General features: G+C 45.4%; 25 protein-coding genes and 1 tRNA gene. 12 read left to right on the top strand and 14 right to left on the bottom strand.

The window, feature by feature from the left end:
• The first annotated feature begins 41 nt into the window (after positions 1-41).
• Positions 42-1,109, top strand: a complete 1,068-nt coding sequence (tilS, locus tag WHS38_08010; protein ID MEJ5300918.1) for a tRNA lysidine(34) synthetase TilS — start codon at positions 42-44, stop codon at positions 1,107-1,109.
• 78 nt (positions 1,110-1,187) lie between these two features.
• Here the strand turns inward: tilS and WHS38_08005 are convergent, their stop codons facing one another.
• The 9 genes from WHS38_08005 to hisF form a co-directional block, all read right to left on the bottom strand.
• Positions 1,188-1,460: an HU family DNA-binding protein gene (locus WHS38_08005; GenBank protein MEJ5300917.1), complete on the bottom strand. Its 273-nt coding sequence runs from the start codon at positions 1,458-1,460 to the stop codon at positions 1,188-1,190.
• Between the two features lie 132 nt (positions 1,461-1,592).
• Entirely contained in the window at positions 1,593-2,306 is a 714-nt protein-coding gene (locus WHS38_08000; GenBank protein MEJ5300916.1) for a TlyA family RNA methyltransferase, read from the bottom strand.
• Positions 2,307-2,310: 4 nt separating this feature from the next.
• Positions 2,311-4,230 (bottom strand): 1-deoxy-D-xylulose-5-phosphate synthase, encoded by a 1,920-nt coding sequence (gene dxs, locus WHS38_07995; GenBank protein ID MEJ5300915.1) that lies wholly within the window; start codon positions 4,228-4,230, stop codon positions 2,311-2,313.
• Between the two features lie 143 nt (positions 4,231-4,373).
• The gene (locus WHS38_07990) at positions 4,374-5,264 is read right to left on the bottom strand and encodes a polyprenyl synthetase family protein (GenBank protein MEJ5300914.1); all 891 of its coding nucleotides are present in this window, start codon (positions 5,262-5,264) and stop codon (positions 4,374-4,376) included.
• Between the two features lie 11 nt (positions 5,265-5,275).
• Entirely contained in the window at positions 5,276-5,527 is a 252-nt protein-coding gene (gene xseB / locus WHS38_07985) for an exodeoxyribonuclease VII small subunit (GenBank protein MEJ5300913.1), read from the bottom strand.
• 97 nt (positions 5,528-5,624) lie between these two features.
• The gene (gene xseA, locus WHS38_07980) at positions 5,625-6,992 is read right to left on the bottom strand and encodes an exodeoxyribonuclease VII large subunit (GenBank protein ID MEJ5300912.1); all 1,368 of its coding nucleotides are present in this window, start codon (positions 6,990-6,992) and stop codon (positions 5,625-5,627) included.
• A gap of 23 nt (positions 6,993-7,015) precedes the next feature.
• Positions 7,016-8,044, bottom strand: coding sequence for an ABC transporter permease (locus WHS38_07975; protein ID MEJ5300911.1), 1,029 nt, complete (start codon positions 8,042-8,044; stop codon positions 7,016-7,018).
• Between the two features lie 22 nt (positions 8,045-8,066).
• Complete coding sequence (locus WHS38_07970; protein MEJ5300910.1) at positions 8,067-9,065, bottom strand: ABC transporter permease; 999 nt, start codon at positions 9,063-9,065, stop codon at positions 8,067-8,069.
• The gene (gene hisF / locus WHS38_07965; GenBank protein ID MEJ5300909.1) at positions 9,062-10,645 is read right to left on the bottom strand and encodes an imidazole glycerol phosphate synthase subunit HisF; all 1,584 of its coding nucleotides are present in this window, start codon (positions 10,643-10,645) and stop codon (positions 9,062-9,064) included. Before hisF ends, WHS38_07970 begins: the two co-directional genes overlap by 4 nt.
• Positions 10,646-10,882: 237 nt before the next feature.
• On the opposite strand from hisF, the gene WHS38_07960 reads away from it, so the two are divergent.
• Positions 10,883-10,959 (top strand) — tRNA-Arg (locus WHS38_07960).
• A gap of 156 nt (positions 10,960-11,115) precedes the next feature.
• Here the strand turns inward: WHS38_07960 and WHS38_07955 are convergent.
• Together WHS38_07955 and WHS38_07950 are read right to left on the bottom strand one after the other, a co-directional pair.
• Positions 11,116-11,454: a type II toxin-antitoxin system PemK/MazF family toxin gene (locus tag WHS38_07955; GenBank protein MEJ5300908.1), complete on the bottom strand. Its 339-nt coding sequence runs from the start codon at positions 11,452-11,454 to the stop codon at positions 11,116-11,118.
• Complete coding sequence (locus WHS38_07950) at positions 11,439-11,681, bottom strand: ribbon-helix-helix domain-containing protein (GenBank protein MEJ5300907.1); 243 nt, start codon at positions 11,679-11,681, stop codon at positions 11,439-11,441. Before WHS38_07950 ends, WHS38_07955 begins: the two co-directional genes overlap by 16 nt.
• Before the next feature lie 283 nt (positions 11,682-11,964).
• Between WHS38_07950 and WHS38_07945 the strand changes: the two genes are divergently transcribed.
• A complete protein-coding gene (locus tag WHS38_07945) occupies positions 11,965-12,111 on the top strand; it encodes a hypothetical protein (GenBank protein MEJ5300906.1) in 147 nt (48 codons plus the stop codon).
• A gap of 333 nt (positions 12,112-12,444) precedes the next feature.
• Here the strand turns inward: WHS38_07945 and WHS38_07940 are convergent, their stop codons facing one another.
• The 3 genes from WHS38_07940 to WHS38_07930 all read right to left on the bottom strand — a co-directional run bounded on the left by WHS38_07940 (position 12,445) and on the right by WHS38_07930 (position 17,086).
• Positions 12,445-13,533 carry an HD domain-containing phosphohydrolase gene (locus tag WHS38_07940; GenBank protein ID MEJ5300905.1) on the bottom strand — a complete coding sequence of 363 codons (1,089 nt, stop codon included), beginning with the start codon at positions 13,531-13,533 and terminating at the stop codon, positions 12,445-12,447.
• Between the two features lie 105 nt (positions 13,534-13,638).
• Positions 13,639-15,597, bottom strand: a complete 1,959-nt coding sequence (locus tag WHS38_07935) for a methyl-accepting chemotaxis protein (GenBank protein ID MEJ5300904.1) — start codon at positions 15,595-15,597, stop codon at positions 13,639-13,641.
• A 679-nt stretch (positions 15,598-16,276) separates the two neighbouring features.
• The gene (locus WHS38_07930; protein MEJ5300903.1) at positions 16,277-17,086 is read right to left on the bottom strand and encodes an IS5/IS1182 family transposase; all 810 of its coding nucleotides are present in this window, start codon (positions 17,084-17,086) and stop codon (positions 16,277-16,279) included.
• A gap of 685 nt (positions 17,087-17,771) precedes the next feature.
• On the opposite strand from WHS38_07930, the gene WHS38_07925 reads away from it, so the two are divergent.
• From WHS38_07925 to WHS38_07885, 9 genes are all read left to right on the top strand, one after another.
• Complete coding sequence (locus tag WHS38_07925; GenBank protein MEJ5300902.1) at positions 17,772-18,536, top strand: histone deacetylase family protein; 765 nt, start codon at positions 17,772-17,774, stop codon at positions 18,534-18,536.
• A gap of 168 nt (positions 18,537-18,704) precedes the next feature.
• Positions 18,705-19,868, top strand: a complete 1,164-nt coding sequence (sucC, locus tag WHS38_07920; GenBank protein ID MEJ5300901.1) for an ADP-forming succinate--CoA ligase subunit beta — start codon at positions 18,705-18,707, stop codon at positions 19,866-19,868.
• 37 nt (positions 19,869-19,905) lie between these two features.
• A complete protein-coding gene (sucD, locus tag WHS38_07915) occupies positions 19,906-20,787 on the top strand; it encodes a succinate--CoA ligase subunit alpha (protein ID MEJ5300900.1) in 882 nt (293 codons plus the stop codon).
• A gap of 94 nt (positions 20,788-20,881) precedes the next feature.
• Entirely contained in the window at positions 20,882-22,117 is a 1,236-nt protein-coding gene (gene glp / locus WHS38_07910; protein MEJ5300899.1) for a gephyrin-like molybdotransferase Glp, read from the top strand.
• A 237-nt stretch (positions 22,118-22,354) separates the two neighbouring features.
• A complete protein-coding gene (locus WHS38_07905; protein MEJ5300898.1) occupies positions 22,355-23,149 on the top strand; it encodes a sulfide-dependent adenosine diphosphate thiazole synthase in 795 nt (264 codons plus the stop codon).
• Positions 23,150-23,352: 203 nt separating this feature from the next.
• On the top strand, positions 23,353-23,685 hold the full coding sequence (locus tag WHS38_07900; GenBank protein ID MEJ5300897.1) for a hypothetical protein: 333 nt from the start codon (positions 23,353-23,355) through the stop codon (positions 23,683-23,685).
• Positions 23,686-23,712: 27 nt separating this feature from the next.
• Positions 23,713-24,294 carry an RNA polymerase sigma factor gene (locus WHS38_07895; GenBank protein MEJ5300896.1) on the top strand — a complete coding sequence of 194 codons (582 nt, stop codon included), beginning with the start codon at positions 23,713-23,715 and terminating at the stop codon, positions 24,292-24,294.
• Positions 24,291-24,788, top strand: a complete 498-nt coding sequence (locus WHS38_07890) for a zf-HC2 domain-containing protein (protein MEJ5300895.1) — start codon at positions 24,291-24,293, stop codon at positions 24,786-24,788. The genes WHS38_07895 and WHS38_07890 overlap by 4 nt, the downstream gene beginning before the upstream one ends.
• On the top strand, positions 24,785-25,171 hold the full coding sequence (locus WHS38_07885) for a DUF3106 domain-containing protein (protein MEJ5300894.1): 387 nt from the start codon (positions 24,785-24,787) through the stop codon (positions 25,169-25,171). The genes WHS38_07890 and WHS38_07885 overlap by 4 nt, the downstream gene beginning before the upstream one ends.
• Positions 25,172-25,173: the final 2 nt, after the last annotated feature.

Below are 25,173 nucleotides of genomic sequence, written 5' to 3'. Positions count from 1 at the left end.
CAGAGTCGGGGCGTGGGAACACGCTCCCGCTTATCGCCCAAATGAACAACCAGAACCAGCATCAAAAAAGCCTTCATCCCGCCGAAAGCGAGGTTTATCGTTTCATAAGATTTTACCGGCTCATATCCCCGGGGGAACATATTTTGCTTGGAGTCTCCGGTGGACCTGACTCTATAGCAATGGCTTACATTCTGTTAAGACTTAAAAGGCTACTTGAAGTTTCCAGATATTCCGTCATTCATGTCAACCACGGTATCAGACCCGAATCCGATTCGGAAGAGGAATTTGTTGTCCAGACTATGAAAAAGGCAGGGATTGAAGATGTTTTGACTGAAAGAGTTGATGTCTTTTCCACCTGTCGCCGCATGGGAGTATCTCTGGAGATGGGCGCAAGGCTCTGCCGTCACGAAGCCTTCGAACGGGCGAGAAAACGGCTTCAGGCTCACAGCATCGCTCTTGCTCACCACGGTGACGATCAGGCTGAAGAACTTTTATTAAGACTTTTTCGGGGCACGGGTTTTGAGGGGCTTGAAGGAATGCGTCCCCTGGAAAAGGATAGAAACATTATTAGACCCCTTCTGTGCCTTTCTCGAAAAGAAATCCTTGAATACTTAAGAGAGCGGGAACTCACTTTCGTTGAAGACTCTTCCAACTCAAGCCCATGCTTTCAAAGAAACAGAGTTCGCATGGAACTTATTCCGCTAGCAGAAGATATTTTCAAACGACCTATAACTAAAATCCTTAATCGCTTCACTGACCTGGCATCTCAGGAAAACGATTACTGGGAACGAGAGATAAACAGGATTTTACCGGAGATCTGTCTTGAGGAGCAGGAAGGGAAAATAGTTATTCGTGCCGACAGGTTTACTCTACTTCACACTGCCCTTCAGCGCCGTTTTATAAGGTATATTTTTCAGCGTTTAAGATCTACCTGTTACGGGATTAGCTACGCTAACATCGAAGCCGTAAGAAAACTCATTGTTGAAAGCCAATCTGGTAAAGAACTCCACATTAAAGAGATTGCTTTAATCAGGAAGGGATCACATATTACATTTGAAAAATGTTCAATGAAAAATAAAAGAGGGACACGGCAATGCCATGCCCCTTAAATTTCTGTCCAGATTATAAAGAATATGAAAAGAGAGATGGCGCGGGCGAAGGCGAACCTGTATAGCGAATAAAAATCGCTACTTAACCACCTTCTTGAGATCGTTTCCGGGTTTAAATTTGACTACTTTGCAGGCTTGAATTGTGATCTTTTCGCCGGTTTTGGGATTTCTTCCCTCTCTTGCGGCACGTTCAGCAACACTGAAAGTGCCAAACCCAACGAGAGCAATCTTGTCTCCCTTGGACAAGGCTTCCTGAACGGAATCCATAAAAGCCTTAAGTGCCTTCTCCGCAGCAGCCTTGCTAATACCTGCCTTTTCCGCCATCTTGCCTACAAGTTCAGTCTTCGTCATCGCTTTCCTCCTAAAACTTTAGTGATTATAAATAGATAGCCCCGACCACGCTTTACGCCTTAATTATACATACGATCACTGCCAACGCAAGATAAAACTTGCCTTCGCAAGCAATATTTTACCAGAAATTTATCATTCAACAGATCGCAATCCCGCAATAATAAATTCTCTATTACCTTTTTGCCCTCTTATTGGGGACTCAACCACGCCCTCAACATTGAATCCAAAAGACTTCACGAAATCAGAAATGATATCACACACTTCCTGGTGAACTTTTTCGTCCCTTACTATGCCTCCCTTTCCTACCTTATCACGCCCCGCTTCAAACTGAGGTTTTATCAAAGCTATAAGCCAGGAGTTATTATCAAGGAAGGGTATAATTGCCGGAATTACGAGCCTGAGCGATATAAAAGATGTATCAATGGTTACGAGTTCAATCGGTTCAGGCACAAGTTCCTTTGGAAGATAGCGAATATTTTGTCTTTCCAGAACAACCACCCTTGGATCCTGGCGTAGCTTCCATGCAAGCTGACCATAACCTACATCAACGGCATATACTCGCTTTGCTCCTTTCTGGAGAAGACAGTCGGTAAAACCACCCGTTGATGCCCCCACGTCCATACAGACCTTGCCCGTTACGGGAATTTGAAATGTTTCTATAGCGTGAGAAAGCTTTATGCCTCCCCGGCTGACATAGGGCAGAAAATCTTTACGAACTTCTATTACGCTGTCTGGCTTAACTTCTTTACCGGCTTTTGTGCACAGAACCCCATCAACATAAACCACTCCCTCTAGGATCATAGCTTGAGCTCGACTTCGGCTTTCAGCAAGACCCCTTTCAACCATCACTTTATCCAACCGCTCTGAGAACCGAGCCATGAGTGCCTATACCACGGACAAGACTTTCTGCAGCCTGAGCTATACTTTCTGCGTCAATTCCAACAAGGCGCCTTAATTGAGCCTGACTGCCATGAGGGATAAATCTATCAGGAAGTCCCAATCGTTTAATTCGAGCCGGGAAAAATCCCTGTTCTTCAAACATTTCCAGCACGGCACTGCCGAATCCACCCTGGAGGGCATTTTCCTCAACCGTTACCACCACACCGGTTTTTTTTGCCCATTCCATCAAAAGATCCACATCCAGGGGTTTAACAAAGCGAGCGTTGATAACCGCGGCGCTAATTCCCTTCTCTTCAATCATTTCAGCCGCTTTGAGAGCAGGATAAACCGTAGCACCTATTGCAAACAATACCATGTCAGAACCTTCCCGAAGCAATTCTCCTTTGCCTATTTCTAATGTCCGATATTCTTCATCCATTGGAACACCAACTCCACTTCCTCTTGGATAACGAAGAGCAATAGGTCCTTCATGTTTTATCGCTGTAGCAAGCATGTGTTGAAGTTCGTTTTCATCCTTGGGAGCCATGAGAACCATTCCAGGAATGTGACGGAGATAGGAGAGATCAAAGGCTCCATGATGAGTAGGACCATCTTCCCCAACCAGTCCACCCCGATCCATCGCAAAAACTACGGGAAGCTTTTGCAATGCTACGTCGTGAATAACCTGATCAAAGGCTCTCTGTAAGAATGTGGAATAGATCGCAACCACAGGTCTAAAGCCTTCCACTGCAAGTCCTGCGGCGAAGGTTACTGCATGCTGTTCCGCTATCCCCACATCAAAAAACCGATCGGGGTAGAGTTCTGCAAATAGGTCAAGTCCGGTTCCCTCCCGCATCGCCGCTGTAATAGCAACAATTCTGGGATCCTTTTCGGCAAGCTTCACGATGGTCTTACCAAATACAGAAGTATAGGATGGAGCACAGGAACCAGAGGGGCAGCTTTCGCCAGTTTCAACCTTAAAAGGTCCAACGCCGTGAAAATGGGTCGGGTTAGACTCGGCAGGTCTATATCCCCTTCCCTTCTGGGTAAGCACATGCACGAGAACGGGACCAGAAACCTCCTTGGCGCTTTGAAGGGCTTCAATGAGAAGGTCAATCCGATGTCCCTTTATGGGTCCTATGTAATGAAACTTCAGTGCCTGGAAAAGAAGTCCGGGAGTAAAGAAAGCGATCAGAGAATCTTCGCTCTTTTTCAAAAGCTGAATTATATTGGGTCCCACACCGGGTATAGCTTTCATCATTTGTTCAACATTCTTCTTGAGCTGCACCGCCATACGGCTTGAAAGCTTTCTGCTGAGGAAGGAAGAAAGAGCACCCACGTTAGGAGAAATGGACATTTCGTTGTCGTTTAAGATTACGATAAGATCTTTACCGAGATCACCCGCATGGTTCAAGGCTTCAAAAGCCATACCGCCGGTCATACTGCCATCGCCTATTACGGCGATCACTCTACGTTTACAGCCCTTGATAGATTTAGCAACGCTTATACCTAGTGCCGACGAAATGGATGTGCTGGAATGACCCGTTCCGAAGGCATCATGAGGGCTTTCTTCTCTCTTGGGAAAACCGGAAATTCCGCCGTAAGTTCGAATTGTTGGGAAAAGGTCTTTTCTATCCGTAAGAATCTTATGAGTATAACTCTGGTGCCCTACATCCCACACTATGCGATCTTCCGGAGACTTAAAAATATAGTGAACAGCGATAGAAAGTTCTACAACTCCCAAATTAGGTGCAAGATGTCCTCCGTTTTTAGACACAACATCTATAATGTAATTCCTTATTTCATCAGCAAGCGCCTGAAGTTCTATAAGGGACAGTTTTTTCAAATCCTCAGGGCCATTGACTCTATCCAGTATTTTTCCTCTCTCCAATGCCGTCCTCCATTATAATACATTCAGGAATTGGGGATCAGGAGCTGGGAAAAGTAACTCAATGCTTCATACTTTATCCCCATTCCCGATTTCGTAAGGGTGCATGCTTGCATCCCTGGTAAATGCAAGTTCCAGGTTTATTCTTACTTATTTCGATTTAAAACATAAAAAGCGATAGCCCTCAGTGGATCTGCTTTGGCATTATATCCAGAAATAGCAGACAGAGCTTGCTCCACGTGTTCCCTGGCAATTCTGCGGCTTTCTTCAACCCCAATTAAAAACGGGTAAGTTCGCTTTCCTTTACGATCATCGGATCCAGGAGTTTTTCCCATTTCATCAAAGCTACCTGTGACATCCAGCAAATCGTCGGTAATTTGAAAAGCCAGCCCCAGATGACGTCCGTAACGGCTCATTTTATCAAGATCTGTCTCTGAAGCCCCAGCAAGAATAGCTCCAGCCTGGACTGAAGCCGTAATAAGTGCACCCGTTTTCTTCACGTGCATGTATTCAACCGTTGCCATATCAACTTCCTGCCCTTCACAGGCAAGATCAATCATTTGTCCACCGATCATGCCTTTAAAGCCGGAAGCCATAGCAATAAGATGTATTACCCGCATCAAAGCCCTGGAAGAATCCTGCAAACCGTGCTCCGCCATCAATTCAAAGGCGTATGTCAACAAAAGATCCCCTGCGAGTATAGCCACCGCTTCTCCAAAAACTTTATGGTTGGTTGGCTTTCCTCGCCTAAAATCGTCGTTATCCATTGCGGGAAGATCATCATGTATCAGGGAATAGGTGTGGATCATTTCAAGTGCGCAGGCGACCGGTAAAAGAGCCTTTGAAGATCCACCGCAGGCATCGTGAGCCGCTATGCAGAGGATAGGCCGGAGTCGTTTCCCACCCGCAAACAGGCTATATCTAGCCGCTTCCACCACTCGCCCTTCCATCCCACTAATCGGGGGGAGATAATTATCAAGCGCTCTATCTATAATCTCTCGCTTTTCTGCCACATAGGCTTTAAGATCAAAGTCCATCACTATCTTACTTACTCCCCCTCTTCTTCAAAAGGTTCTATCCTTAAGCTCCGGCTTCTATCCTCTCGAAGAATTTTCTGAACTTTTGCCTGAACTTCGTCAAGCTTTTTCTGACACCATTCGATAAGTTCCATCCCTTCTGCAAAAACTTTTATAGCTTCTTCCAGAGGGAGGTTTCCATCTTCGAGTTGACGAACAATACTTTCAATCTTTCCCATCGCCTCTTCAATGGTAATTTCTTTTTTTCTTTTTTCTGCCGCCATAGCTTATCCTTTGGTTTTTTCTGTCTATTCATAAAGAACAAATAAGCTGTCATGGGGTTTTTACACCGAATAGGGATATAAACGGGAATGCGCGTATCTACTCCTTAGAGCCGTGAGCCCTCACTTCACAGAAAAGCATTCCCTCAGCCACCATTATTTTGAGCATCTCTCCTACCGGTGCATCATCCGCCTTTTTCACAATTTTCCCGTCGGATAATCTGGTCACGATGGCATAACCACGGTCAAGCACTTTATAGGGACTCAACGCATCCATTGCCAGCAGGTGCCTGCGATGCTTTTCTTCATATTCTCTCAAAACATCACATACAGCCTTCAAAAGAAAACTTTTTTGATGCTCGAGTTGCTGCCTCATGAGCGGAACATCCCGTATCAGCTTAACAGAAGCAAGGCGACTGTGAAGAACACTGATATGACCAAGGGTGGATGCTATTCTGTAATCCATTGTGGTTATTATTCGATCTCGCCAGCTTCTCAGCCTGTCTATACGTTCTTCCACTATCCGTTCAGGACTTTTCAGACGCTCCCTGAGGAAATCCAATGTTTGCTGGGAACGAAACATTAGATCCGTAATCGCCTTTTTAAGACAGGAAACGTAAGTTTCCAGATTTCGTTTGACGCTTTCCTGCTGATCCACCACCCATTTTGCCGCTGCGGTGGGAGTTGGGGCTCTATAATCTGCAGCATAGTCCGATAAAGTTACATCTATCTCGTGCCCAACTGCTGATATTGTGGGAATTTTTGATCCCGCTATGGCTCTTACTACTTCTTCCTCATTAAAAGCCCAGAGATCTTCTATACTTCCTCCACCTCGCCCGATTATAGCAACATCCCACTGGTTCTGACTTTGCAAAGCATTAGCCATACGGATTGCTTCCACTATCTCTTCCGGTGCCTTATCTCCCTGAACCTGAACGGGAATTATGGTAATTTCGGTTGGAAAAGGCGCATGACGCAGCACAGCCAGAATATCCCGTATAGCTGCTCCTGTTGCGGAGGTAATTACCAGCACTTTCTGAGGGCAAACAGGGAGAGCTTTTTTCTTGGCTGGGTCAAAAAGCCCCTCGGCAGCAAGTTTCTTGCGGAGCTGTTCAAAGAGCATCTTCAGAGCCCCGATGCCTCGAGGCTCCATATACTCAACAATCATCTGGTATTCACCCCGGGGTTCATAGACGCTGATACGCCCGAAGCAGAGCACTTCAAGACCATCTACGGGTTTAAACCGAAGAGCCAGACGGCTACCTCGAAAACAGACCGCTCTAATCTGAGCATCACTGTCTTTAAGAGAAAAATACAGGTGCCCTGACGATGGTTCCCTCAGGTTGGAAATTTCTCCCACAACCCAGCATACGGCAAATTCCCCTTCCAGCAGGCGCTTAATCTGCCTTGTTAATTCACTGACCGTGAGAAACTGTTTATCTTCCCCGGGATCTGTGTATGGAAGCATTTCCTATCCTCTGTTTCGTGATTTTACATCAACCTTGGGTCCATGGCGTTCCGGAGCCCTTCTCCAATTATGTTGTAAGCGGTTATAGTTAAAAATATCGCCGCTCCTGGAAAGACCGTAAGCCACCATGCAAATTCGACGTAATCGCGACTCTGGCTTAGAATATCCCCCCAGCTAGGTGTTGGTGGAGGCACACCAAACCCGAGAAAACTCAAACCTGACTCGGTTAATATAGCACCAGCTACGCCGAAAACCACAGCCACAAGCACCGGTGCCATAGCATTGGGAAGCATGTGAACAAAGATAATCCTTGCGGGACTTGCTCCTAAAGCCTTCAGAGCAAGCACAAAATCCATCGCTTTCAACTTAAGAAATTCCGCTCTCACAAAGCGAGCAATCCCTGTCCAACCCGTAAGCCCAATCACAACCATGATGTTGTAGATACTCGGGGGAAGAAAGGCGATAATAGCAATGATGAGAAAGAAAGTGGGTATGGTTAAAAGAATCTCTATAAGCCGGTTGATACAGGCATCAACCCACCTTCCAAAGTAACCAGCAAGTCCTCCCAGCACTATCCCGATAATTGTAGCAATCCCCACAGCCACAACGCCCACAGAGAGGGAAACTCTAGCCCCATAGATCATGCGGCTTAAGACGTCCCGCCCTCTATCATCCGTCCCAAACCAGTGTTTGCTGCTGGGGGGAGAAAGAATTTCCATAAGATCGTGCTCCGTGGGGGAATAAGGAACGATGGGCCATATAACCCAACCCGATTTATCCCTCTGGAAAGGAGAAAGCCCTTTATTTTTGCGTAACCTTCGCCAATCCTCATAGGTTGAAGACTGAGGATTCCCACTGTTTTTTGAAGTAAAGACCGGAAAAGACAGAGATCCGTTCAAATAAGCCACTAATGGTCTATCGTTGGCAAGAAGGGGCGCAAAAATAGCTACGATCCAGAAAAAGATAGCCACGACCAGACCAACCATAGCAATGCGATTGCGGCGAAACCGCAACCATACTGTTCCCCAATAGGATCGCCGAACCGATGTCATGCCTCTATTTCCCTTGTCAAAATCACTGAAGCTTTATTCTCGGATCAAAGACTGCGTATAAAATATCCGAAAGTATAAGCCCAACAAGAGTAAGAAGTGCCGATATGGTCGTAAGAGCCATTATAACGGGATAGTCTCGAGAAAGAACCGCTTCAAAGCCGAGTTGCCCCATGCCAGGAATAGAGAAGATGCTTTCAATTATGACACTTCCACCAAAAAGAGACGGAAGCAAATAAGCCAGGAGAGTAATAAGGGGAAGAAGAGCATTCCTTAAGGCGTGCTTCATAATGACAATTCTCTCTTCAAGTCCTTTTGCTCTTGCAGTTCGTATGTAGTCTTCCCGAATCACTTCCAGAAGCTCAGCCTTCATAAGCCGTGAAAGGTATGCCCATCCCCCATAGCTAAGACAAAAGACAGGCAACACCAGATGCCATATCCGGTCGGCAAGCCATTTAAGGAAAGGATACTGCTCTGCTCCTAAAGAAGAAATGCCATACACAGGGAAGATATCCCAGTATTCTCCACCACCAAAGAGCATAATAAGCATCACAGCAACCCAGAAGCTCGGGAGAGAATACAAAATAAAGAACCCGATAGTTAAAATCCTATCCCAGAAAGTTTCCGACTTGACTGCGGAATATACTCCAGCGGGAATAGCTATTACATAAACCAGCAGAATGGATAAAATGTTAAGCTGAAGAGTAACGGGAAGGCGCTCTTTGATTTTATCCCACACTTTGCGATGATCCTTGTAGGAATAACCAAAGTCGAAGGTTAGCACCCGTTTTACCCACATGAGATACTGAACGGGAACGGGCTTATCGAGTCCGTAAAGTTTCTTGGTTTCTTCTATTATCTGTTTTGTGGTGGCTGTATCGGCAAGCTGTCCCTCACCTTTCATCTGAAGCTTCATTAAGATTGGGTTTCCTGGAGCCAGTTGAATGATGATGAAAGTGATAAAGGTTATACCGATAAAAGTTGGAATCACCTGAAGGAACCGACGTATTATGTAAGCCTTCATGCCCCCCTCACCTCAACACGCCCTTTAAGGAAAGCCTTAACTTCGGGAATGGTTACTTCTCGCCTGTGAAAGATACCGGCTGCGAGAGCCGCCTCGACATCGGTTTTCAAAAAAACTTCCAGGAAATGCTCTGCACAGCCTGCTCCACTGGATGCGATAACAGGTATGGAAACGGCATTAGAAACAGCCTGCATAAGTTCAATGTCGAATCCCTTGTTAGTTCCGTCTCGATCTATACAGTTAAGTAGAATTTCACCAGCCCCCAGGCTCTCACAAACTTTTGCAAGAGTCACCGCATCAACATTTCTACCTTCTCGCCCGCCTTTTATTGTGCACTGATACCAGCAGTAGCGTTCACCGTTTGGCCCGGGGATTTCTGTAGGAATGACAACGTGTGGAACATCTTCGGGGCGGGACACATATACACGTCGCGGGTCAATTGAAATAACCACCGCCTGACTCCCATAAACTCGGGAAATCTGCTCGATGGAACTCTTCCCCGATGGCCCCCGCCTGAGCACATCTTCCACAATAAGCACAGCATCGCTTCCGATGGATACCTTGTCGGCTCCTGATCGAAAATACTCGGAAGCCACATCCAGAGCCGAATATTCTCGTCCCAGTCTGTCAACGTAATCTCTTATGCCACCACCTATTGTAAGGGGCACGAAAACGTGGCGTGATGTTTCCTTGAGCACTTCAAGCATGGGCATATCGAGAAGCGGGAAATCACGAAAGCCTGTTATGTTGAGAAAAGTAATCTCGTCGGCTCCTTCTTCGTAGTATCGGTGAGCAAGATCCACAGGGTTACCAAGATTTCTCACTTCCCTCTTTTCGGGATCTCTCACATCGTATTGATCACCTTTGGTAACAACAAGCTCCCCTTCGTCATTGGCTCTAACATCGAGGCAAGCGATGATACGTTTGGCAAGAACCGTTCGCTCTGGAATCCTTGACGGGAGACACGGCACCAACCGATCACCGTAAAGAAAATTTTCTAAGATTTTTAAGCCTATGGAACCGCTTTTTTCAGGATGAAACTGAGTTGCCACGAGATTGCCCCATTCTACTGCGCTAACGAATTCTTCTTCGCCGTAGTTCGTAGTGGTAAGAATAAGACCGGGATCTTGAGGATCCACGCAGTAGGAATGAACAAAGTAGAACTTTTCCAGTCCATTTAATCCATTGAAAATTCTGGAAGGCTTGCGAGCCTTAACGCCATTCCAGCCTATATGAGGTATTGAAAGAGATGTTCTTAGTCTTCGCACAATACCTTTGAATATTCCCAGGCCAGGCACTCCTGGGGATTCTTCGCTTTCTTCAAATAGAGCCTGCAAGCCAAGGCAGATACCCAGAAAGGGGCGTCCCGAAAGGATGTAGGCTCTAAGAGCTTCATCAAAGCCCTTACGTTGAAGCACTCGCATCATTTCCCCGAAGGATCCAACCCCGGGAAATACAAGCTTTTCTGCTTTGAGAATGTCCTCGGGTTTTTCAACAAAATGAACCGTTTCGCCCAGTTTGATTAGAGCATTAACAACGCTTCTGACGTTACCAGCTCCATAATCAAGAAAAGTTATCATCGCAAAAACCCTTTCTCAACTTAGTTCATCATAGTTGCTCTTGTAGTGACACATCGATACTGTGCCTTTCTCTTATAACACAATCGCATCCTCGCATATACAATCAATTAGCCTGTGTATTCGAACTCACCAGATATGTCATCCTACGCTTCTTGCAACATTGCACTAGGTTTTTGTCTTGATCATTTGCCAATCTTAGTGTAAGAGAAAAATACCTTTTCATTTCAAATCCAACGTGCGCCCGTAGCTCAGCTGGATAGAGTGCCGGACTACGAATCCGTAGGTCGCAGGTTCGAATCCTGCCGGGCGCACCATAAAATCAATAACTTAGCTTACGGCTAAAAAGGAAAATTTTTAGGCTTCCAATGTAGAAGCCCCAGTGCCACAGCCAATATCGGCAATCTTTAAGGTATGAACTAGCCTTCCGCTATGAAGTCTCAGTGGGACAACGATCAGGTTCATGGTTTTTGTTAACCACCAATTATTTCATTCAATCCATCAATAATCATGTCAAGTTCTTCAGGAGAAACTCTTGTAATTTTTCCCCTTATCCTTTTTATCGATAACGTTCGAATCTGGCTTATTTTAACCCAGGACCTTTTAGGTAACCTTGTCTTGGAGAGTTCAAAAGTTAAAGGAAATCCTGCTTTTTGTTCCTGGCTTGTTATTGCCATTGCTATAACAGTACCTGATCTTTCATTAAAAATGTCATGACTTAAAATAAGAACAGGGCGAAGACCGCCCTGCTCAGCGCCTATTACAGGATTTAAATCAGCCCAGCAAATATCTCCTCTCAATATCCTGGCCATTCATCTATCTCCACTGAAAATCCTTCTTCTGCCATATCCTGTTCAAAATCAGGATCAAGTTTAGCACATTCTCGTGACAATCGGGTCTTTTTTAATCTTTTGAGTTTATCGACTATGGCTTCTTGAATTGCCCTACTTCTATTTGGAAATAAATTAGATTTCACAAGCAAATCAATTTCTCTTAACAAATTATTATCAATTGTAATCGTAATTTTTGAAGTTGGCATTTTCATCACCTCCGGTATGACCATATATCATACCAGCCTTAGTCTCAATGAAAAATTTAAAGCTAACGTCGCTTTTTAGCCCCCGAATGTCTCGCGCCAGCCCGGATCAGCTCATTTCTACTCTTGCGAGGAGTGTGCAAGGGGGAAACTTCAGCAGTTCTGGCTGGGGAATTGGGGCTAAGCCGAACCACCGTCCATATTTATCTCTCATCGCCCCTGTCAAACGAACTCTGTATATCGTGGACTGTGTGAACTACCATCCACCCTTAGATGTGGATGCTTCGTGAGAAGTCTGGTTGAGAACCCTTATTCTCACCGGGCGGCTCACTCGCCCATTACTGGCTATCTCCCTCGCGGGAGACTCGCCAGATACCTTCGCCAGAATATTCACGGCTCCATTTATATCGGCATTCACTACAAAGCCGGGTAGAGAGCGCAGTTGCAGAGGTTTTTGGAGAAGCGGCACAGCGCCAGAAGCAGTCTGTATGTATGTTTGTCACACCGAAGATGATTCTTCTGCGTTCTGCGCATTCTCAACTCCCCAATTCCCAATTCCTAGTTCCTAATTCCCTCACATTTTGCCCCGCAATTCGAAGATGGAGTCTTCTTGCGGAGTTTTCGATAAAATCCTGTTGGATAGAAAAAGGCGGTTTTTAAAGTTCAGAATAAAGAGCGACCTACAGTAGGGTAAGAAAAGCCGCTGGAGAAATAGAAGGAGGTCCTATCTTTGAAGCCATCAAGAACAATGTCTGGAAAATTTCACTTATCCCTTGTCATTGGTATCTTTCCAGTATTTCCATGATGACTCCTGGTGGCGCAAAAACTTGAAGCCGTGAGATGTAAAAAGCTCAATACAGGCTGATACCACATCAGGGTCGTAGAGTTTTTCTTTGTTGCTGCAGATCTCATCAAGAGCCGCTTCCTCTCCAAGAGCGGGTCTGTATGGACGGTGGGTCATCATGGCCTCGACAACATCAGAAACAGCCAGAATTCTGGCTTCAAGCCTTATTTTGTCTCCTTTCAGTCCCTCAGGATAACCAGATCCATTCAGACGTTCGTGATGCTGATGAACAATCTCGTGAATGGGGAAAGTAAAGGGAATATTCTTTAGAATGTTGAAGGCTACTCGCGGATGGCGTTTCACAAGTTCAAATTCCACAGCATCCAGTTTTGTCGGTTTCATCAGAATTGCCGCTGGCACTGCTATTTTGCCAATATCGTGCAGCAGAGCACTCAGATAGACGGCATTCATTGTTTCCTCCGGAAGCCCAAGGATCTGGGCTATACTTCGAGCAAGAAATGCCACCCGGTATTGATGCCCTGCTGTATATGGATCACGAACATCTACAAGTTCTCCTATCGCTTTGATTATGCCCTCTGTAATTCGATTCTGGAGATCTAAGGATACGCTGAGACTTTCTGTTTTCTTAAGTGCTTTCAGGAAATTATCTTTATAGTCGTCTTTTAGATCTTCCAATCGATGCCTTCCGAGAGCTCCCTCGATGCTTGCGAGCAACTCAAACATGCTGAATGGCTTTAATAAGTAGCCGTAGGCACCCGCATCCAGAGCAAGACTAAACGTTTCTTCATTCTCAAGACCTGTGATGACAATATATGGAAGTTTAGGATAGACTTTCCCCAGGGTTCGTATGAGATCAATGCCTGATTTTTCGCCCAAAAGGACGTCCACAACGGCTACATCAATGTGGTTTTGACTTGCGATTTTGAGAGCTTCGTCCAGGGCGGAGGACAAGAAGCACAAGTAACCTCTAGGGGTTAGAAAAGAGTTTATCACTTTAAGGATAACCGGGTCATCGTCCACAACCAGCACTTTGGCTCTAGGGGCTTTCAATATCGGTTCTCCTTAAGACTAAGGTTAAACACTCGTATCTTTTGGTTACTTTCTCCACAGAAAGGGGCACGCTGAGCGTACCCCTGTTAAACCAATCCCTGCTTTCTAGCTCACAGAATCTTCAGGGATGGCAGGCTCTTCGGGAGCAGCAAGTTTTTTCACAGTTCCAGCAGGTTTTGCCAGAGTCAGGGATTTTTTCATGAGCTTTCTGGGTTGTGCTACTCTTGATGGTCTTGAAAAGTCTGCTTTTTGAGAATCCCTCCCTCCTATAAGTGCCAGAAGTTCTCCCACATAGGATCGCAACTGCTCCGCCTGAGCGCTCAACTCCTCCGCTGCCGCAGCGGATTCTTCAGCATTTGCCGCATTCGCCTGTATTGCTTTGTCCATCTCGGATATGGCTCTGTTCACCTGTTCAATGCCGTCTCTTTGTTCATGAGATGCCGCCGCAATTTCTCCAAGCAGTTCTGAGCCTTTTTCTGTGCTGGAAACTACCCTTGCAAATATCTCTTTTGTCTGCTCTGTTGCATTCATACCTGCTTTGACTTTTGTGATTGTGGCTTCGATCAATGCTGCTGTGTTCTTTGCCGCTTCGGCTGCTCTCATGGCAAGAGACCTTACCTCATCGGCCACCACTGCAAAGCCTGCTCCAGCTTCACCAGCTCTCGCAGCCTCAACGGCGGCATTCAGAGCAAGCAGGTTGGTCTGGAAGGCTATCTCGTCAATGGTCTTGATGATCTTAGATGTTTCTTCGCTCGCTCGGTTTATTTCCTCCATAGCCACAGCAAGAGTGTCCATAGAATCACTGGCGCTAGAGACTATCTTTCGAGCCTCTGTCATGAGCTGTTCAGCTTCCGAAGCGTTATCCGCATTCCGGCGAGTCATGGAAGCCATTTCTTCCATGGCTGATGATGTCTCTTCTATTGCCGCTGCCTGTTGGGATGTGGATTCTGCGAGACTCTGGCTGGCGGAGGAAACCTGAGCCGAAGCTGCCGCCACTTGATCTGATCCATCGGAAAGACCCTCTGCAATTCGCCTGAGCACTTTCGTGGTTGAAGTGACAATATAGATTCCCAGCGCTATGGATAGAATAACGCCGATTACCGTCCCAACTATGATAAGTGTCCTGGATGACCTGGTAACGGATTTTGCGTCGTTAACGGCAATATCTTTCTCTTCTTCGGTGATTTTTACAATTTTTGCGATCGCATTAACAAGTTCGTTTTGTCTTACTACCAGGTCTTCCATGCCGTATCTGATCATTTCTTTATAAAGCTGTTCGCTCTTGTTTGCTACTTCGATCATCTTGTCGAAGTGTTCAAAGGTGGAGTTTGCTGCTGGCTTAAGCTGTGTTTTGTATATCATGCTGGCAGCCGCTAAATCCCCATTTTTCACCGCATCTTTGACTTTTTTAACTGCCCGATGGAATTCCTCGTGGAGAGGGGCTATTTGGTTCAGAATCTTTGAGATGTTCTCGCTGTCTGTCTTGAAAGAAGCCAGCCATTTGCCGAACTCACATTGGGAAGCATCCTCTCCTCCCTCGAATTCCTCTTTCAGGGCAATAAGATCCGCTACCCTGAGCATGGTCTGGTAATGAATAAATTGGAAATGTTCAATCATTTTAATAAGTTCCACAGGGTTTGTGACTCCAGTGGCTTCCACATCTTTTGCCATTTGAACAAATCGGTTTTCTAAAGCAATATAATCGCTGATCTTTGTCTTGAGCTGCTTTTCCAGTTCTATTTTGCTGGCTGTTTTATGGGGGACAGCTTCCAGGTCTTTCACTGCCTTTTCAATATTCTTTTTAGCCTCTTCCATGTGGGTAAATTGCTTTGCTCTATCTTCCTTAGACAGCAAGGGGTTCATAAGAGTTCTTGCAGCAATTGGAAGAGATTTTGCGTTTGATTCTATGTCGCCTATGGGGGATATAGAAGGGATAACATCATCTTTTAAGACATTGAGGCTGACTATGAGCCTTTGCAACCCAATCCACCCGACCACTCCCAAGAAAAGAGTAATGGCAGCGGCAATACCAAACCCTCCCATAACCTTGGAACTGAGTTTCATAAGCTCCTCCTTTTCAATGAAGTTAAACAGTTCCTGGCTAACTTCCCCTTCTTGTGATTGCATCAACACGAAGCAGAGGGGATCTGAAGGCAAATCAAAGAACCCCTTTCTGCTTCATGATTCACTTTGCTTATTCCTGTGACATGCGAAGATACAGAGTTGTGGTGAATAAGGCGTACCCAAGCTGATCGTGGACGACCGTCAGCGGGACGCCTGTTTTTAGCATTTCGATGCTTCTTATACGGCGGAGAATATATGGATAAGAGAGAGAGAGAGAGAGAGAGAGAGACTGAATGTCAGCCTCACGATAGCACTGTGTGAAACAGTAAAAGACAGCTTTCTCCGTGAAATTGAAGAGCTTTCCTCTGAACTCCGGAAACTTCCAGCGGAGAAGCAGGAATATGGACACGTGACGTGTTCTGTGGAGCCGAGTTCTCTCTGTGGAGACCTCATCAAACCAGCGCCAGTATGCCGCTTCAAAATAAGAAAACTAGGAGTAAGGTAGGATAATTTGCTCTGCTTTGTGGGAAGGGATAGACTACCGTGAGCGATTATTTCCTTCATGGAATTTTCCCTCTTCCGAAGCAAATACTTCTACGGATTTTGGAAGGTAAGAAATTATATCAAAAATGCACAGTGTTTAGTCAAGTGTGTCTGGAGGGTGTTCTAAAAACTTCTTTTATGGAGATATCCGAATACCCGTGTTTGAATATTTGAGATCAAAATGTCTCACCCGAAAATTAGCCCTTTGCAACAGCAATAAAATAAGAAGGATGGTAATCAGAAGATACATGTTATAAAGCACGAAGGCAGCCAGAGCCCTTTTTTGAGCTATATCCTCTATCTTTACCCTGAAATGAGAACCTATTTTTTGTTTTATTGTCCCAAATAAACTTTCGATAAGATATCTGTTGTGTCCCCATTTTTCCCAAAGAACCTTGGAGACTTTCCTCAGAGGAATCAAACCGATACTGTCATAGCACTTATCCGCTATAAGGCTCTGACCTTCCAGCTCTAACCAATCAATTTGATCCAGTGCTTTAATAAGAAGTTTTACTTCACTGGCATAGGAACTTCCCGTTTCAACCGCAACAACAACTCTCCGGCCAGATGAAGTCACCAGAACTACATGAGATTTTACCTTCCTGATTTCCATGCCCCTTAAGAACTTTAATGGAAACAGCTCGTTAAAACCAAAACCAGTGCCATCAGAAATAACAAACTTTATAATCCTATCTCTGGACAGTATTATTCGGCATATCTCTTTAAGGAGCTTTTTCAGTGTCTCTTTAGAAAGCATCCTGACACGGTAGTAGTAAGTATAAAGCCCAGGGCTCTTACCGTATACCCTCCTGCATTCTTCCAGCACTTCTCGATATGATAAGTTGTTCAGGGTCTGGTATAAAAACAAAGATACAATAAAGGCCTCAGAATAAATCCTCGGACGCCCTCGAGAGGTGATCCTTTCTTCCTCTTTTATGATGCTCACAACTATTTGAAAGATTCTTTCTAGACTAAGCCTGCTTCTTCTAATTTTACATCCCTCTCAACATTAAAACTTTTATTGCCCCACTTATCCGGGGGTATCCATAGACTTATACCTCGATTATCTAGTTTTTAGAACACCCTCGGTTCTATCTTTCCCAAAAGGCTTTTTTTAGCTTAGAATAATAAATTTTGTTTGGGGCGATTTCTATTATCATGACTGCAAACTCGTCGTTCCGTTAATCGCCAAATTACGAAAACCAAGCAAAACTGGATGCAAGGAAGGAAAAGTACTACAAACAGGTCATTAGACCCGCCCGGAGTGGTTACGTCACAAAGAGTTTTGGCACTCAGTTGGAGATTGTAAGCCTCCAGCCATTAAGCGTAGCATGCACTTCAACCTTTTTCCCGTCCTTCGACGGCTGGGGATCCCTCATGAGTGCCATTTGGTAAACTACCTTGGCTTCGTGCAGCTTGCCCGCATCATTCTCTTTTTGCGAAAATATTTATGAAATGGCTTCTAGTTTAGAGCTCTAATACGCTTTTTCCCATCTCAACCAGACCACGATGTTATCCTTAACGCTATGAAAAAAGGGAAAATTGGGTTATTGTGTTTTCACAACAAGAAAAATCACGCTGGGCACGGAGGGGAATGAGATTTTACAACCCTATTCTGGAGGGATATTTGTATGAAAATCGTGACACATCAGGATTTTTTAAGACCTTATACTCGCGATCCAGCAGCGGCAGCGGGACGCCTCGAGCCAATCCTGGATGAACTCAAGCAAGAAAACTATGAGTTCGTCGAGGCTCTCACTGCAGGATGGGACGATATCGCTCGAGTCCACACAAAGGATCACATAGACCGTGTCTCTCGTCACGGACTTTACAATATCGCTGCTCTGGCAGCAGGGGGAGCCATTCAAGCAGCGGAAATCGGAATGACAGAACCTGCCTTTGCGGTCATTCGCCCCCCTGGTCATCACGCTTCCGCAGACAGTTCATGGGGATTTTGCTTCTTTAACAATATGGCAATCGCCATAGAATTCCTGAAGCACAGCGGAAAAATTCGGTCGGCTCACATTCTGGATTTCGATCTCCACTACGGAGATGGCACAGTAAACATCCTGGGATCAAAGGACTATGTCACAATTCACAATCCTGAGTCATCATCCCGGGAAGCCTATTTGGAATCAATAAGAACTACCCTTTGGAAAGTTACTCCGGACGTAATTGGAGTCTCAGCGGGATTTGATAATCACATTCAGGACTGGGGTGGTCTCCTTACAACGGACGATTATTACGAGATTGGCAGAATGATTTTCACCAGGGCAAGAGAGATTGGAGCAGGAACTTTTGGTGTGCTGGAAGGCGGATACAATCATGATGTGCTGGGCAAAAACGTGAGAGCCTTTGTTAGAGGACTTTGCGGACAACCCCCATTAAGGGAGTAGCGGTAAATTTCCACAAATAGAACATGGACAGGTTTGATTCAGTTTAAAACTTTCAAATCAGTTTGACCAATTAAAAAGTTTTCAATATGATTAAACCCACCGAATTGTGGACGCACGTAAAAAGTATAGTTAAATGTTGGTCTTCCCAGGAAAAAGGAGCATGTTGCGATGAAGATCCATGAGTATCAAGCAAAAGAACTTTTTTCAAAGTATGGTGTACCGATTCCCAGAGGGGGAGTGGCATTTACGGTCGAAGAAGCTTTGGCTGTGGCTCGATCACTTGGCTCTTATCCGGTGGTTCTTAAAGCCCAAATTCACGCAGGTGGTCGAGGCAAAGGTGGGGGAGTAAAGCTGGCTCGGTCAGAAGATGAAGTCAAGCAGTATGCTGGTGAACTCATTGGTATGCGGCTTGTGACTCATCAAACAGGACCAGAAGGGAAAATCGTTCGAAAGATCCTCGTGGAAGAAGGACTTCCTATCGCTCAGGAACTTTACTTTGGGATGCTTCCCGACCGCCGAACCGGCACCATAGCCATGATGGCAAGCCTTGCCGGAGGTATGGACATCGAGGAAGTAGCGGCAAAAGAACCAGAGAAAATCATAACAGTTTACGTGGATCCCCTTATAGGTCTCCAGCCCTTCCATACACGCCAGATAGTTTACGGGCTGGGACTATCACCAGATATAGCCAAAATATTCACTTCCATGGTTTCGAGTCTCTACCGTCTTTTTATGGACTATGACTGTTCGCTCGTGGAAATAAATCCCCTGGTAATAACCTCGGATGGGCGCCTTATTGCTCTGGATGCCAAAGTTAACTTCGACGACAACGGACTGTTTCGACACAAAGACATCCTGGCTTACCGGGATCTCGACGAAGAAGACCCCTTCGAAGTGGAAGCTTCCAAATATAATCTCAACTACATAAAAATGGACGGCAACGTTGGAAACATGGTGAACGGTGCCGGTCTTGCCATGGCGACCATGGATCTTATTAAGCTTGCAGGAGCAGAACCCGCAAATTTTCTAGATGTTGGTGGTGGAGCCAGCGCCGAGATGGTTGAAAATGGATTCAGGATCATCCTGAGCGACCCCAACGTAAAAGCTGTGCTTATAAATATCTTCGGCGGAATACTCCGATGCGATGTGCTGGCTCAGGGAATTGTCGAAGCAGCTAAGAAAGTCGAAGTAAAAGTGCCTGTGGTCATCCGGATGGAAGGAACTAACGTAGAACAAGGCAGGGAAATACTTCAGCAATCAGGTTTGAATCTTATCGTGGCTACGGATCTTAACGATGCAGCCCAGAAAATAGCGGCTATAGTCAAATCCTGAAACAACAGAAGGATGACTGACAAAGGGGAGACAAACCATGAGTATATGGGTTAATTCAGAGACTCGAGTGCTTGTTCAGGGTATTACAGGAAGAGAAGGACAGTTTCACGCAAGGCAGTGTATAGCCTACGGGACAAAAGTTGTAGCCGGCGTGACACCCGGAAAAGGTGGACAATATATGGATGAAGTACCAGTTTTTAACACGGTAAAAGAGGCTGTAAAAGCTACAGGAGCTAATTGCTCTCTAATTTTTGTGCCACCTGCCTTTGCAGCTGATGCTATTCTGGAAGCTATAGACGCCGGCGTGCCTCTTATCGTTGCCATAACAGAAGGTATCCCGGTCCTTGACATGATGAAGGTCAAAGGAGCGCTTAAGAGTTCGTCATCACGGCTGATAGGTCCCAACTGCCCGGGCATTATAACTCCCGGACAGGCAAAGGTTGGTATTATGCCCGGACATATTCACAAACCAGGCAACATTGGAGTAGTTTCCAGATCTGGAACATTGACTTACGAAGTAGTCCATCAGCTTACTCTTCAGGGACTTGGGCAGAGCACCTGTATAGGAATAGGTGGAGATCCCATAAACGGCACAAACTTTATCGATTGTCTTAAGGCTTTCCAGGATGATCCTGAAACAAAGGGCATCGTCATGGTTGGAGAAATCGGCGGATCGGCTGAAGAAGAAGCTTCGGAGTTCGTAAAACAATATGTAACCAAACCAGTTGTTGGTTTCGTTGCCGGTCTTACAGCTCCACCAGGACGCCGTATGGGGCATGCAGGAGCTATCATAAGTGGTTCGAGCGGGACGGCTCAGGCAAAAATTGCTGCAATGGAAGCGGCGGGAATTACAGTAGTTAAAAACCTCGGAAACCTGGGGGTTGTTTGTAAAGAAGTTTTTTCAAAAGTGTTATCCTAGCAGGTGCGAAAAATTTTCTATACAATAGAACATGCCGGAGCGGGGCTATGTGTCCCGCTCTGGTTTATTAACCTTCTGGATGGAGAAAGTTGCAGTGGAGTTCCTAAAAGTTCTTTCAGTCAAAGAAGTCATCAAAACGATTGAGGATTTTCAACCTCTGGACGTGGAAACCGTGCCTCTTGATCGAGCCTGCAAAAGGATTCTAGCAGAGACGATTTTTGCTGGAGAACCGGTGCCGCACTTTCGCCGTGCAACAATGGATGGATACGCTGTAAGAGCCAGAGACACTTTCGGAGCAAGCGAATCGCTTCCGGCTCTTCTGGAAGTTGTTGGATCGGTAGAAATGGGAAAATCGCCAACTTTTACGGTGGAACCTAACCAGGCCGGGGCCATTTCGACAGGGGGAGCGTTACCGGAAGGTTCCGATGCGGTCGTTATGATAGAACACACTGAACGGATAGACGAATCGAGCATAGAAGTTTACAAACCGGTTGCGCCAGGTGAACACGTATTATCTGTGGGTGAAGACATCCCAGAAGGTGTCGAGGTTTTTAAGGCGGGGCGAATTTTGAAGCCACAAGATATAGGTGTCCTGGCATCTCTTGGGGTTTGCGAACTGAGAGTCTATAGAAAACCAAAGGTGGCAATTATTTCAACCGGTGATGAAATAGTTCCTTACACGACAAAGACTCCCCTTCCTGTGGGGGTTGTGAGAGACGTCAATTCTCTTTTTATTGCTGGACTTTGCGAAGAAGTTGGCGCCGAAGTCGGAACTCAAGTCCTTGTGGCCGATGACAAACAACGCCTTAGAGATATTTGCCACGAACTGGTGGAAACTCACGATGTTGTCCTGCTTTCAGGTGGAAGTTCCGTCGGGATCCGGGATTTTACCCTCGAAGTTCTTAAGGAACTCCCCCAAAGTCACATCCTTTTTCATGGCGTTGCCTTAAAACCAGGAAAGCCTACGATCCTTGCTACAAGCGGCAAAACATACCTCTGGGGACTTCCGGGACAGCCAGCCTCAGCGCTAACGGTGATGTTTGCTCTGGTGTGCCCCTTTTTGCAGGTGATTCAGGGAGCACATCCAAATTTTCCATATTCAAAGGGAACGGTTGAGGCTGTTTTATCGGTTCGAGTTCCATCCGTTCACGGCAGAGAAGATTACGTGCCGGTTAAGTTAACGAAAGAAAACAACAAATGGGTGGCTCAACCAGTCTTTGGAAAATCTGGCATGGTGTCTCTTCTAACAAGAGCTGACGGGTTTATAACCATAGATGAACACAGTGAAGGACTTGATGAAGGGTCTCGGGTAACTGTTTACCTCATTTAGGGCACGACTTCTAAAGTATAGCAACTTATATCAGGTTTCCCCAATTTTTCAGATAGTTACATTTTGGAATTGATTAAGTTCTGTGATTTCTGTCATAGTGATTTGCTACCCAGAGGTATATTGAAAAAGGGGGTGAGGGGAAGTTATTGTCAAAACAGGACACGTCAGACCTTTATCGGTTTACTTAATTACACCTTGTAATTGGAAAACACCAAGCTTTTAAGAAAGGAGCAAAACATGGTAACCGCCGAATTAAACGAAATTATGATTACCAGAGCCATCATTGAGCGATACATGGAAAAACTCACTAATAATCTTGAAGTTGATGTTGCAATTGTGGGAGCCGGTCCAGCTGGTCTTGTAGCCGGAACTTATCTATCAAGAGCCGGTTATAAGGTCTCGATATATGAACGGAAGCTCAGTGTTGGCGGAGGCATGTGGGGCGGAGGAATGCTCTTTAATGACATTGTGGTTCAGGAAGAGGCAAAGCGGATTCTTGAAGATTTTGGTGTTCGAGTGCGTCATTTTCGCGAAAACTATTTTACGGCGGATTCCGTTGAGTCCGTGAGCATGCTAGCCGCAAAGTGCGTTCAAGCAGGAGTGACCATATTCAACTGCGTTTCTGTGGAGGACGTGGTTATAAGACCGGAAAGGATAGTTGGACTTGTTATAAACTGGACTGCTGTGGAAATGGCAGGGCTTCATGTAGATCCACTTGCAATAAGAGCAAAGTATGTTGTGGACGCTACAGGACATGATACAGAAGTCGTAAAGGTAGTTCATAAAAAAGTTCCGGGGCGGCTTATGACGCCAAGTGGCAACATTGAGGGTGAAAAGTCTATGTGGTCAGACAAAGCAGAAAAGCTGACTCTGGAAAACACCAGAGAAGTGTTTCCCGGGCTTTTTGTGGCAGGAATGGCAGCCAATGCTACCTTTGGTGGTCCTCGCATGGGACCCATATTTGGTGGGATGCTTCTTTCCGGCGAAAAAGTTGCTATGCTCATAAAGGAACGTCTCGAAGCAGAAAAATAATAATCTATTGGAACATATATCCCTACGTTGTCTGTTTCCAGAGCAGTCATGAAAACAGGAGCGACCTTTGCGTCGCTCCTTGGAAAGTTTATTCAAGCCTCATAATTTTTTCTAACCCTCCCGTAAACTTTTTCTGACCAGAAACATCTAAAAGAATGCAACATTTAAAGGCGAAAACATCATTATGAGAGGAGGCACTAGAAATGAAACGAATTAGAGTTTTTACCTTCATAGCCGCTTTGGCAGCCTTGCTGTTGTTTTTTGCAACTTCAAGTGAAGCAGGTAGAGGAGGAGTGGTTGTCCAGGGCGGTTACTATTACGGAAGTGCCCCTAATGTTGTGGTCGTTGAAAAGCATCATTATCACCATCCAAAATATCGGTGCTGTGTTCATTGCTATTCATACTGTCGCCCCTCTTGTTGCCCACCACCCCCAAGGGTTTACTATCGTCCATATCCAAGATATTATCCCGGATATAATCTTTACGCTCCCACGGGTGGATGGTATTTGAATTTCGGATTTGGAGGACGGCTCTAGCAACTGCAACTAAAAAGCGAGGCTGATGTGCTCATAAGAACAGGTGTTGCCTGTTCCAAAATTGATGCAGATACCCTGGAAAGAGCCAAGGGCGGTGATGCTGAAGCTTATGAGGAGATTTTCCTGGTCTATCGCGATCGTATATTCTCCGGGGCTTATCGCTTATGCAACTTCGATCGAGAAGCCGCCCTTGACCTCACTCAAGACGTCTTCCTGAAGGTGTGGGAAAAACTTCCTCAGTTCGATAACCGAAGCGACCTTTATACCTGGATTTACCGAATTATGATTAATCTCTACCTGCAAGAGCGGCGGAGGAAATGGCTACATGAAAAATTTTTGGAAATGTTTGGACGATCACCTGATCGAACCGAACAAGTTGAAGCATTGCAGTTGAGTAATTTAGAGAGGCAGGAACTAAAGGAAGCCCTTGCTAAATCTATGAAGAAACTTTCTTCCAAACAAGAAATCGTATTCAAACTCAGGATGCTGGACGGCATGAGCTTTGCTCAGATAGCGGAAGTAACCGGTATGGCTGAAGGAACAGTTAAAACCCATTTTTTTAGAGCCTTACATACCTTAAGGAAAGAGCTCAAGGAGTGGGTAGAATGAAGTTAAAAAGTTGTATTTACACTCCAGATAAGCGAGATGAACTTATTACTCTGGCGCTGATGGGTGAACTTTCTCCGGAAAGCGAATCTTTTTTCCGAAATCACATTACCTCCTGTGAAGTATGCATGGAAAGAGTCACAAAGCTGTCGGAATTCTATCGGAAATTAAAAACTTTTTCAGAACCGGAACCGCTGAACATCTGGGAAATTGCCAGACTAACCAGAGCCATACGAAAACCAAAACATAAATCAGTCTTTACAAGCTTACTGAAACCTGTAGCTGTAGGACTATGCGTTATGATCATTACAGTCGGGGGATGGTGGAAACTGCGGGATCACTCCCTATCCTTTTTAACAACTGCCAATATTCAACAGGAAGAAAACATTTCACCTGAAGATCTCAACGTAATCGCTCACATCGATATGCTTGAAGAACTCGACAGTATTGAAAAACTCACAAAAGTGCTGGACGAAGGATGGGAGAACCAATCATGACGGGCAGGATCTGTCGGATACTAACATTAAGTTTGATATTTGCCCTATTTACGATTGTCCAAAACTATGCCTATGGATCTTCTTTCAGCTACGTCACCGTAGCAGACCATATTAAAATTGCCCAGAATCCATATACTCAGCAGCCATATGATCGTTACCAGCGATGGGAACAACTCTCGCCCCGGGAAAGGGAAGAACTTCGGCAGCGATGGAGACGTTATCAGAATTTACCTCCTCGGGAGCAGCAACTCATCCAGAAACGTTACGAAGAGTGGAAGCAGTTGCCGCCCGAAGATCAAAGATATATTCGAGAAAAGCTAAAACGATGGGAAGAACTCACTCCCGAAGAACGGGAATTGATTCGTCAAAGATTTCGTAGATAAAT

This window comes from Thermodesulforhabdaceae bacterium (assembly GCA_037482015.1).
Lineage (GTDB): Bacteria > Desulfobacterota > Syntrophobacteria > Syntrophobacterales > Thermodesulforhabdaceae > JAOACS01.
Note: the sequence above shows the minus strand (reverse complement) of the source record. Positions and strands in the feature narration are given on the sequence as shown.

Coding starts and splice junctions, on each gene's coding strand:
- WHS38_07905 (MEJ5300898.1), top strand. CDS start 22,355: ATGGTAACCGCCGAATTAAACGAAATTATGATTACCAGAGCCATCATT.
- sucD (MEJ5300900.1), top strand. CDS start 19,906: ATGAGTATATGGGTTAATTCAGAGACTCGAGTGCTTGTTCAGGGTATT.
- WHS38_08000 (MEJ5300916.1), bottom strand. CDS start 2,306: ATGGTTGAAAGGGGTCTTGCTGAAAGCCGAAGTCGAGCTCAAGCTATG.
- xseB (MEJ5300913.1), bottom strand. CDS start 5,527: ATGGCGGCAGAAAAAAGAAAAAAAGAAATTACCATTGAAGAGGCGATG.
- WHS38_07990 (MEJ5300914.1), bottom strand. CDS start 5,264: ATGGACTTTGATCTTAAAGCCTATGTGGCAGAAAAGCGAGAGATTATA.
- WHS38_07925 (MEJ5300902.1), top strand. CDS start 17,772: ATGAAAATCGTGACACATCAGGATTTTTTAAGACCTTATACTCGCGAT.
- WHS38_07955 (MEJ5300908.1), bottom strand. CDS start 11,454: ATGGCCAGGATATTGAGAGGAGATATTTGCTGGGCTGATTTAAATCCT.
- WHS38_07950 (MEJ5300907.1), bottom strand. CDS start 11,681: ATGCCAACTTCAAAAATTACGATTACAATTGATAATAATTTGTTAAGA.
- WHS38_07900 (MEJ5300897.1), top strand. CDS start 23,353: ATGAAACGAATTAGAGTTTTTACCTTCATAGCCGCTTTGGCAGCCTTG.
- WHS38_07935 (MEJ5300904.1), bottom strand. CDS start 15,597: ATGAAACTCAGTTCCAAGGTTATGGGAGGGTTTGGTATTGCCGCTGCC.
- hisF (MEJ5300909.1), bottom strand. CDS start 10,645: ATGATAACTTTTCTTGATTATGGAGCTGGTAACGTCAGAAGCGTTGTT.
- WHS38_07970 (MEJ5300910.1), bottom strand. CDS start 9,065: ATGAAGGCTTACATAATACGTCGGTTCCTTCAGGTGATTCCAACTTTT.
- WHS38_08005 (MEJ5300917.1), bottom strand. CDS start 1,460: ATGACGAAGACTGAACTTGTAGGCAAGATGGCGGAAAAGGCAGGTATT.
- tilS (MEJ5300918.1), top strand. CDS start 42: ATGAACAACCAGAACCAGCATCAAAAAAGCCTTCATCCCGCCGAAAGC.
- sucC (MEJ5300901.1), top strand. CDS start 18,705: ATGAAGATCCATGAGTATCAAGCAAAAGAACTTTTTTCAAAGTATGGT.
- WHS38_07885 (MEJ5300894.1), top strand. CDS start 24,785: ATGACGGGCAGGATCTGTCGGATACTAACATTAAGTTTGATATTTGCC.
- xseA (MEJ5300912.1), bottom strand. CDS start 6,992: ATGCTTCCATACACAGATCCCGGGGAAGATAAACAGTTTCTCACGGTC.
- WHS38_07975 (MEJ5300911.1), bottom strand. CDS start 8,044: ATGACATCGGTTCGGCGATCCTATTGGGGAACAGTATGGTTGCGGTTT.
- WHS38_07890 (MEJ5300895.1), top strand. CDS start 24,291: ATGAAGTTAAAAAGTTGTATTTACACTCCAGATAAGCGAGATGAACTT.